The sequence below is a fragment of the Chitinibacter tainanensis DSM 15459 genome, assembly GCF_000429785.1.
Taxonomy (GTDB): Bacteria; Pseudomonadota; Gammaproteobacteria; order Burkholderiales; family Chitinibacteraceae; genus Chitinibacter; species Chitinibacter tainanensis.
Genome location: NZ_AUCN01000017.1, coordinates 202478 through 212008, shown reverse-complemented (window position 1 = coordinate 212008; position 9531 = coordinate 202478). Strand labels below are relative to the sequence as shown.

Sequence of the window (9531 nt, the reverse complement as noted above, 5' to 3'; positions counted from 1 at the left end):
GATGGCCAAGCGCTCACCTAGCCGACAACAAGGCTACGCCTACCTGTGGGCGCTGACCATGGTGCTCATCATGAGCGTTTATCTGGCAAAAGTGGGCGAAACCTGGCAAAACCGTATTCAGCGGGCCAAAGAGGCGGAGCTACTGCGGGTGGGCCTGGAAATTAAAATCGCCATCAAACGCTATACCGAAAATAATATTGGCGACAATCCGCAAACCGCCTACCCCAAAACCTTGCAAGACCTCGTGCAAGACCCGCGGGTGCAATTTCCGAAGCGCTATCTGCGCAAAGCCTACAAAGATCCCATCACCGGCGAAGACTGGCTCTACATCAACGCCCCCGGTGGTGGCTTTTTGGGGGTAATGAGCAAATCCACCGCCAAACCGCTCAAAACCGCAAATTTCACCGAAGATTATTCCGGTTTTAATGAAGCGAAAAGCTACCAAGATTGGCGCTTTGCACAATGGCCAAACCGCGGTGGCGGCCGCCGATAAACGTATGGTGTAGATTACAGCGAAGCATCTATGCCGTAAGTTGTTTAGCTATGCACATAAAACCTAAACAGTCTCGTTATATACTTTGAAACCTACCCCACCTCAATATTAGTATTTACTAATCATTCCGATGGGCGGGCTTGAGTCAGCCGGCAATCTGTATTAGCATTTGCTTATGTTTACTAAAAAAGAAAGGCATAAAATGCTAAGCCTTACTAAAAAACTGTTATTTTTTGCAAGCACAGTGCTTGCAATTTTCGTAACTTCGCAAACAGCATCAGCGATAGAGAACAAAGATCTAGCGTGGTGGAACAGTACAACCGAGTATCCACTTGGCAAAGTCATTTTGTACAACAATACGCAGTGGTATGCGCTGAGCAAAAATCTAGGCAGACGACCAGGGACTGAGCAGAGCGGCTGGATCAGAATCGATCAGCTAACCAACACATCGCTGTCTTGGTGGAATACCAACACACAATATGATGCAGATGTAATTGTGCTCTACAATAATACGAGATGGTTTGCGCGCTGGATAAGTAAAGGTGAAAGACCTGGTCAACCTTACGTAGCTTGGGAACGTTTGGCCGATAAGCCAGCAAACGCCACTCCAACGCCAGCGCCGATGACAACAGCAGCCCCAACTCCAATCAGCACAACTAAGCCGACACCAGCACCTACCAGCCAAGCAGGAGCAACACCAAGCCCAACGCCGAATAACAGCGGTATAGGCAAACCAAACACGAACCTGCGGGTATTTCAATTCGGATCGCACGAAACAATTGACCCAGCGATAACAAAAAAAATACAAGCTCCGGCTGTCTATTCAACCGGCTATTGGGTCAATGCTGGCGAGCCAGTTATCATGGCATACCACATAGCAAACGCGGCCACAGCTTCAAGAGGACAAATCGCTATAGTGGATGAAAACGAATTCAACACGATGATTGAAAACAGCACCGAATTGCAAATTGGTTCAAATTTTATCACCGCTCCAAAAGCAGGCCTGATTGTATTCATCTCAGTAGATACACTTGAGACGACATCTGCCGTACACAATCTAGAAATATTATCCGGTGGCAGCCTCAAAGAATAAAGGATTTTAAAATGAAAAACCTAGCTCGCATTGCAATGCTGCTTATGACTTCTGCACTGAGCATGGCCGCACCACCATCGGTAAACGATGTAAAAAATGCGCTATCAATCAGCCTGCCCAACATTCCAATTACACTGGAAGTGGCGAACGAAACGAGTATTGCCATTAACAATGATCAAGTTGATTTTAAACTGAGTGGCGCAGACCCCAAAGTCTATGGCGGAATACGGTCGGAACTTGCGATCAACTACCCCTACCTAGAAGGCGAAGTCGTTAATTATCAATTTGATTTCAAAATCCCCAAAGATTTTGCATTTGACTCATTGAACCGCTGGTGGCTAATAGCGCAATGGCATGATCAACCCAACCCTAAAATAGGCGAGACTTGGGCGAACTTCCCTGGCAAATCCCCTCCAATCGCCATTTTGATCGAGAAAAGATCTGAAAAACCACTACTTGTATTCCGCAATGAGTTAACCGGAAAAACACAACAAATCAATCTACCGCTAGATGAATGGATTACAATTAGATCAACAATTGCGTGGAGCACGAAATCAACCGGTGTTAGCACATTTGAAATTGCCAATCAGGGAAGCAAACCAGTCAAAATTAGCCTCTACGGGGCCAATATGAATACGCCTTACTTTCACTATTTAAAAATAGGTCAGTATAGAAACCCTAACATTAAAACAGCAAATGATGTTAGCTTCAGAAATGTAAGCATCACAAGACCAAGCATGTTTCGACAAGCAGCTAATAATGTAGGCGGCTCAAGTGGCGCAGGAAAACCGATCATTCTACTAAAACTTGATGACCTCATGTACGCCCACAAAGATCGCCCTATATATACCATTAGCGCCAACTGGCAAAGAGTAATCGATTTAATTTACCATTACAAAATCAAAGCCAACATCGGCATCCTCACCGAATCGCTAGACAACGAGACACACCAAAATTATTTCAACTGGATAAAGAAAACAAAACAAGATGGCCTTATCGAGTTTTGGAATCATGGTCACAATATAAACTACAAATCACCAGAAGGGATTGCAAATAATGCCTTTTCGGGGACGACGCTAGCAGAGCAAATTCGCCTACTGACTTTGTCACAAAATTTAGCACAATCAAAGTTAGGTTTTAAATTCAACAGTTTTGGACCCCACTACAGCGGAACAGACAACAATACATTCCAGGCATTGCAGTTATTTCCTGAAATAAAATATGTCTGGTTCTTTCAAGCAGAAACAGGTGAAAGCTCGTCTAAAAGAATAGTTGATCGTAGTATAGAAATGGAATATCCAACGCTGAATCCAGATTTTGAGCAATTCAAAACGAATTTCACTAGCAAATCAAACCATCTCCAGTACGTTGCCTTACAGGGGCACCCTCAAGAATGGACAGATGAACGATTCAACAATTTCAAAAAAATAATTGAATGGCTAACAAACAAAGGATACTCATTTGGTAAACTCAGCGAAACAATTGCTCCGTAGCTGATACGATGATACGATGAGTATTTTGCACGACGAGGTAAGAAAATGAGTGAGCGCTTTGAGCCTAAATATGGACCAATTAAAAAAATATATCTTAAATTTAGAGACATAATTCTATCTAGTCGCTGCTATTTTTACAGAGCATGCTACAGAATGAATATACACCCAACCGCAAAGTTCTCAATGAGTACTAAATTAGACAAAACTAATCCTAGAGGAGTAAATATCGGCAAATATACATATCTTGCTTTTGGCTCGGTAGTCCTAACTCATGACATGTGCAGAAGATTCCATACATCCACCTTCATTGGTGAGTCTTGCTTCATAGGCGCACATGCGATCATCATGCCAGGAGTAAAAATTGGTAATCAATGTATCATTGGGGCAGGATCTGTTGTTGTTTCAAATGTACCTGACAATTGTATTGCAGCAGGAAACCCTGCAAAAATAATACGAACAGGAATTAAAACAGAAAGATATGGAAAAATCATTAAATAAACAGAGTGAAGCAGCCCACTAAAAGGGCTGCCTTTACTATAAAATCAATCCCTACCGTACAAATCACGTGTAAATACCTTCGCACTTACATCAACCAACTCATCAGAGATACGATTTGTAATAATTACATCTGAACAAGCTTTGAACGCTGCCAAATCAGAATAAACCTTAGAGTTAAAGAACAAATCTTGCCCCAAGGTCGGCTCATACACCACGACCTCAATACCCTTAGCCTTGATTCTTTTCATAATCCCCTGAATGGCCGAAGATCTAAAATTATCAGAACCTGCTTTCATCACCAAGCGATAAATCCCAACAACTTTTGGGGCTCGCTTAATAATCTCGTTAGCAATAAAATCCTTGCGTGTTGTATTGGAGTCAACAATGGCGCGAATAATGTTATTCGGCACCTCTTGGTAATTGGCTAGCAATTGCTTAGTATCTTTAGGCAAGCAATATCCACCATAACCAAAAGAAGGATTATTATAATGATTACCAATACGAGGATCTAAGCCAACACCTTCGATAATTTGCATAGAATCTAAACCATGGCTAATTGCATAACTATCGAGCTCATTAAAATACGCCACCCGCATAGCTAAGTAGGTATTAGCAAAAAGCTTAATTGCTTCTGCCTCTGTTGAGCCAGTGTGAAGAACAGGAATATAACGTTTTATTGCCCCCGCCTGCAGAAGAGAAGCAAAACGAACAGCGGATTCAGAATGAGATCCAACTACAATGCGTGACGGATGAAGGTTGTCATAAAGAGCTTTTCCCTCTCGCAAGAACTCAGGTGAAAAGAATATATTCTCGACCCCAAAAGAATCGCGCATACGATCAGTAAACCCAACTGGCACAGTTGATTTAATGACAATAGTTGCCGAAGGTGCAAATTTAAGTGCATCTGCGATCACAGATTCAACAGAACTGGTATTAAAATAATTCGTTACAGGATCATAATTTGTGGGGGTCGCGACAATAACAAATTCGGCACTTTCATATGCACTATTCTTATCTAACGTCGCATGCAAATCCAAATTTTTATTCCGAAGATAATACTCAATCTCAGAATCAGCAATTGGACTTATTTTTTCATTTATCAGTCTCACTTTCTCTGAATCGATATCCAATGCAACAACCTGATTATTTTGCGCCAACAAAATAGCATTAGACAAACCGACATAACCAGTACCTGCCACAACTATTTTCATAAGTCAAATCCCAGTGCGATTTAAGATAAAATTCGTACATTAACCGTTAATAAATTTTTTCAAATTTCTGATTAATTCTTCATTTGCATAATCTGAAACTAACAATTCTTCGCTTGCTACAACGCCACAATCAAGCATAGAAAGCAAAGTTGTCTCGTCCCATGCTACATAAACAGACACTTTCCCCTCTAACCATCGTGCGGTTGCCAATTGGTGCTCATTGCGATGCTCTCCTAAACTCGCTTTGCGCGGGAAAATAATAATGGGTTTACGATATTTTAAGGCAGTAAGAACCGACCCCATACCAGCGTGCGCGACAATCAAATCTGCTTCTTTAAAGTAAGTATTTGACTGGCTTGGAGATACAAAATTTAAACACTCCAAACTTTCAAATTCAGTTGAAGTTGGACCAACCTGAGCAATAATGTGAGTCTTCGTATTTATTGCTGCCCATTCATTAATAACAGAAATAAGCCGATCAAATGGTAATTGTGTACCTACAGTAACATATATCACAGCACACTCCCCCAATAGTATGGGCCATTAGGTGTTGCTAAATGCTCCCACTGGGTTAACCACGCATGGGCAAATTTGCCTGCATGCATTCCCGAGCTGGAAAGTACTTCTGAATTAGCAATACTATCGATCCAAATTGTTTTTGCCCCAAGAAGGCGGCCAAATACTATAGCAGCAAAACCAGGTGCCGCCCCTGTTGTCACTACGACATCTGGTCTCACTTTCAGAATTACAACTAAAACCTGTAAAAACATAAAAAACAACTTAAGCTTATTCCATAGATTTGCATCAGTGACAACATGAAGCTTTGATTTAACTTCGGCAGCATAACCAGAGTTTGTAGATAGATACTGAACATCACAGCCGTCAAAAGCAGGCTGAAGTCGAAGCAACTGTACCCAATGCCCTCCACCAGAAGCGACTGCCAATATTTTTTTGTTTTCCATACAAGAAACCCAATTAGAATACATTAAAAAACAAAACAATTAACGACGAATTACATCGGAATAAATTCTCCTGACCTTAGGAAAAACAACACCTGATGTAAAAAAATTAAAATACAAGGCAGAACCTTCCTGAGCCAACTTGGCGGATAGCTTGCTATCGGTCAAAACACGATATAAAGCTTCACTCAATGCATCGATTTCACCGGGATTAACTAACAAGCCATTATGACCATCGTTTATCACATCGGGAATACCCCCTACTGGGGTTGTAATTAATGGTATTTCTGAACCTAAAGCTTCAATGATGACCATAGGCAAACCCTCGTTGTATGAGGGTAAAACTAACGCTGAACACTCTGCGAGTAAGATGCTTTTTTTCTCAGGTCCAACCCAACCATGAATTGTCACGAGAGATTCAAGTTGCATCTCCTTGATAAGGGACTGTACTTTTTCATCTTCGCCACCACCACAAAGATGCAAATGAACGCAAGTTTTTTGGGATAATACTTTTACGGCTTGAAGTAGGTCATATATCCCTTTACGCTTAATGAAAGCACCCAAAAACAAAATATGACCAGCCTTTCTATTTAACAACTGCCGTCGTACATCTACGTAGTTATTAACAACTACAGGCTGAATACCCATTGATTCTCGAATGTAATCGGCCCAATTTTCTGAAAGGACGATAACAGCACTTGATCTTCTAAATAGAAAAATCACTAAACATCTAGTAAAAAATGAAGACGTTGTAAAGAAAACCTTAAATTCTGAGCCATGTAAATGCAAGACAAATTTTGCAAAAAAAACCTTCGATATCAAACACATCAAAAGCTTACGCCAAAAACTGCCATTCATTGACATATGAGCATGGATAACTGCATTCTTTTTTGAGAGTAACAAAAAAAAGACTTTCACAAGCGCCATCGCAAAAAGAATAACATCACCAAACTTAGAGCCAGCGCCATGTGTTGGGATAAAACACGCTCCATGAATATCGTCATCATTTTGATAAAGGCCGTCAGAAAAATAGCCCTCGATAACAGACTTAATTCCTCCGTTTGACTTAGTACCCACGTTAATTATGAACATCTATTCTCTCAAAGATAAAAACAAAATCCGAAACTAAAAAAAACAAGCACTCGTCATCACGCCATTCGAAAAATTAATTTGCAAAGACAAAGCTCAATGGATTTAAATTCAAAAATATTTAGCACCAAATAACTTGTGCGAGTGAAAATCAAACAAACCGTGCTTTATAAGTGGCTGATTATTATTTGAGGAGATAATTTGAGCAAGATTCCCAGTACCAATTGATTTATCAGGAGCATCCTTTATCACAACTGAGTTGGCACCAATAACAACATTGGTCACGACAGGAATGCCACCAAGCAGAACCGAGTCGCATCCAATATCGACATTATTGCTAAAACCAGGAAACATGCCACTTCCCCTGCCATTGCAACATTATGTGCCACCAACACATGTTTACCAAAAAAATCTTAGCCCCTAGGAACACAGAAACATTACCAATCTCTAACCCCGTACGAATCGAGGCGCGAAGATTTACATGATGTGTATATAAGATAAGGCTTTTAAATCTAATCTCTCTCCACTCCCAAAAAGCGAACATTCCCTGCAAAATCGATCGGCTAGTTATTCTGATACAGATCGGATATTATCAACTCAAAGAAAGACACATCACATCACCTCTTTAATCAACTTCCAATATTGCTCGCCAATAATCCGCTCTGAGAAACATTGCGCTCTAGCTTGCAAGGCCGCGGTAGAGATTTTTTTCTCACCAGACAAAATTTCATCAATCCGCCTCGCCAACTCTTCAAAATCTCCCACAGGCACCAACTCACCATATTGCCCATCGTCTAAAATCTCAGCAGGCCCAGATTCACAATTGGTACTTACTACAGGCACACCAAAAGCCAAAGCCTCAACAATTACATTACCAAAACCTTCCCAGGCTGAGGACAATACAAATAAATCAGCCTCGGCATAATACTGCTCTGGCGCATCAGTAAAGCCAATAAACTGGACCTTGTCTTCAATTTGTAGAGAATGAGTTAAGGCTAGCAAGCGATCATGCTCTTCCTGCTCATAAATACCGCCGACAATCTGCAAAATGAATTTTCTTTGTTTTAGCAGTGCAATCGCACGTAGAAGTGTAGAGTAATCTTTCTGCACTGATATGCGCCCGACTGCAAGTATCTTTGCCGGCTGATCAATTGTGGCACGCTTCCACTCTGCATTTGAAAAAGAGCCACCACTAAAACGGATGGGGTTATGAATAGTTAAGGCATTTACATTTGAACCAATTAAAGATAGAAGCTCTTGGCGTAAACCATGTGAAACACAAACAATCGCATCTGCCTTGGGATATAAATATTTGATAATTGTCTGAACACGTAGTTGAATAAATCTCGAATGTTGTGACCAATGCTTGGCAATAGACGCATGTTCTGAAACAATGGTTTTGCACTTATGCCTTGATAGCGCTCGCGACAATAAAGCTGCGCCATTCGTATCCGGATAGGCCGAAAGTACAACATCAGGCTTTTCGTTTTCCAGATAGCGTTTAAACGGCCAAACCGAAGTAATCGTTCGTTTTGCATCTAAAGAATGGACTTTAAACCCCTTCTGGGCAGCAATTTTTACCCCCTCCCCATCCGGCGAATCAACTACAAAAACAATCGCGCACCGATATTGCAGGCGAATATACTCAGCCAGTGAGATAAAAACACGCTCAGCACCACCAGAGCCCAAGCGTGAAATCCGAAACACAATCTTCAAAACGTACTCCATTATCAGCTATAGACTTCTATTTGAATTTTTAGCTTTTCTTGACTTCCACTTCAATAACAAGCCAGGCGCAATTAAAATCAACATTTTCCTCACACTCAACATTTTCAACGAGAGGAACCTCAATCGTAAACGAAGTAGATCAGCATACAAATCTGCAGGCCAAGCAAAGGCACATCCTATTTTCAGACTACAACTAAAGACGACATAGACGATGGATGCTTTTAAATAATCAAAGTGCTTTTCATCCCGATCCAAGATGCTCCGATATAAATCAAACATCGGCTGTATATACTCGGGTTTAGCTAATGCAGTAGCGCCTACAGTATTCTGCCGATACGCATAGAGTGGCATCTTGATGTGGAAGATTGATGCTGCGCGATCATAAATGTCGTACAGGAACATCATATCTTCACAAAAACGAACACCAGGCGGAAACGAAGTAGCGCCAATTAGCTCGCGCTTTATCACTCGGCAACATGAGTACCAGATTGATGCTGCAAATATGGGCTCTAAAACTTCCTTTGCATTTAGTAGCCCAAAATTTTGATGCACATACATCGGCACTTTTATATCTTCAGTGTGCTCGTCCGAGAAGCAGAACCAGCCAAACTCGATGATGTCTGTTTTACCTTCATCAATTGCATGAAGAACTTCGTAAAAATAACTCTCTGCAACATAATCATCCGCATCTACAAACCCAATATAATCGCCTTGGGCATGGGCAATGCCGTGATTGCGGGCAACACTGACACCCTGGTTGCACTGTTCCAGATAGACCAAATCACCAGCCTGAATTTCTTTCATAAATTCGAACTGAATCAGCGCACCGGATTGATCGGGGCTACCATCGTTTACAACGATAATCTCAACTTGTGCCGTTTTATATTGCAGCAGTGAAGAGATACATTGCACCACATACTTCTCGACATTATAAACAGGGACTATGATAGATAATTTCATTTGAAAA

The 9531-nt window shown here is 41.2% G+C and carries 11 protein-coding genes; 4 read left to right on the top strand and 7 right to left on the bottom strand.

Translation table 11 applies throughout. The features are described from left to right. The first annotated feature begins 1 nt into the window (after position 1). The 4 genes from G482_RS0105780 to G482_RS20815 all read left to right on the top strand — a co-directional run bounded on the left by G482_RS0105780 (position 2) and on the right by G482_RS20815 (position 3577). Complete coding sequence (locus G482_RS0105780; protein ID WP_028449249.1) at positions 2-493, top strand: membrane protein; 492 nt, start codon at positions 2-4, stop codon at positions 491-493. 175 nt (positions 494-668) lie between these two features. Then, positions 669-1586 carry a hypothetical protein gene (locus G482_RS0105775; RefSeq protein ID WP_028449248.1) on the top strand — a complete coding sequence of 306 codons (918 nt, stop codon included), beginning with the start codon at positions 669-671 and terminating at the stop codon, positions 1584-1586. Positions 1587-1597: 11 nt separating this feature from the next. Continuing rightward, positions 1598-3079, top strand: coding sequence for a heparin lyase I family protein (locus G482_RS0105770; RefSeq protein WP_028449247.1), 1482 nt, complete (start codon positions 1598-1600; stop codon positions 3077-3079). 45 nt (positions 3080-3124) lie between these two features. Then, positions 3125-3577 (top strand): acyltransferase, encoded by a 453-nt coding sequence (locus G482_RS20815; protein WP_156905356.1) that lies wholly within the window; start codon positions 3125-3127, stop codon positions 3575-3577. 44 nt (positions 3578-3621) lie between these two features. Here the strand turns inward: G482_RS20815 and G482_RS0105760 are convergent, their stop codons facing one another. The 7 genes from G482_RS0105760 to G482_RS19475 all read right to left on the bottom strand — a co-directional run bounded on the left by G482_RS0105760 (position 3622) and on the right by G482_RS19475 (position 9524). Then, on the bottom strand, positions 3622-4788 hold the full coding sequence (locus G482_RS0105760) for a nucleotide sugar dehydrogenase (protein ID WP_028449246.1): 1167 nt from the start codon (positions 4786-4788) through the stop codon (positions 3622-3624). Between the two features lie 39 nt (positions 4789-4827). Beyond that, positions 4828-5304, bottom strand: a complete 477-nt coding sequence (locus G482_RS20030) for a glycosyltransferase (protein WP_084414475.1) — start codon at positions 5302-5304, stop codon at positions 4828-4830. Beyond that, positions 5301-5750: a glycosyltransferase family 28 protein gene (locus G482_RS20025; protein WP_028449245.1), complete on the bottom strand. Its 450-nt coding sequence runs from the start codon at positions 5748-5750 to the stop codon at positions 5301-5303. Before G482_RS20025 ends, G482_RS20030 begins: the two co-directional genes overlap by 4 nt. A gap of 39 nt (positions 5751-5789) precedes the next feature. Beyond that, the gene (locus tag G482_RS0105750; RefSeq protein ID WP_028449244.1) at positions 5790-6839 is read right to left on the bottom strand and encodes a glycosyltransferase family 4 protein; all 1050 of its coding nucleotides are present in this window, start codon (positions 6837-6839) and stop codon (positions 5790-5792) included. 108 nt (positions 6840-6947) lie between these two features. Next, positions 6948-7190, bottom strand: a complete 243-nt coding sequence (locus G482_RS20020; protein WP_084414473.1) for an LbetaH domain-containing protein — start codon at positions 7188-7190, stop codon at positions 6948-6950. Between the two features lie 258 nt (positions 7191-7448). Next, positions 7449-8543 (bottom strand): glycosyltransferase, encoded by a 1095-nt coding sequence (locus tag G482_RS20015; RefSeq protein WP_245575258.1) that lies wholly within the window; start codon positions 8541-8543, stop codon positions 7449-7451. A 27-nt stretch (positions 8544-8570) separates the two neighbouring features. Beyond that, positions 8571-9524: a glycosyltransferase family 2 protein gene (locus tag G482_RS19475; RefSeq protein ID WP_051258762.1), complete on the bottom strand. Its 954-nt coding sequence runs from the start codon at positions 9522-9524 to the stop codon at positions 8571-8573. Positions 9525-9531 lie beyond the last annotated feature (7 nt).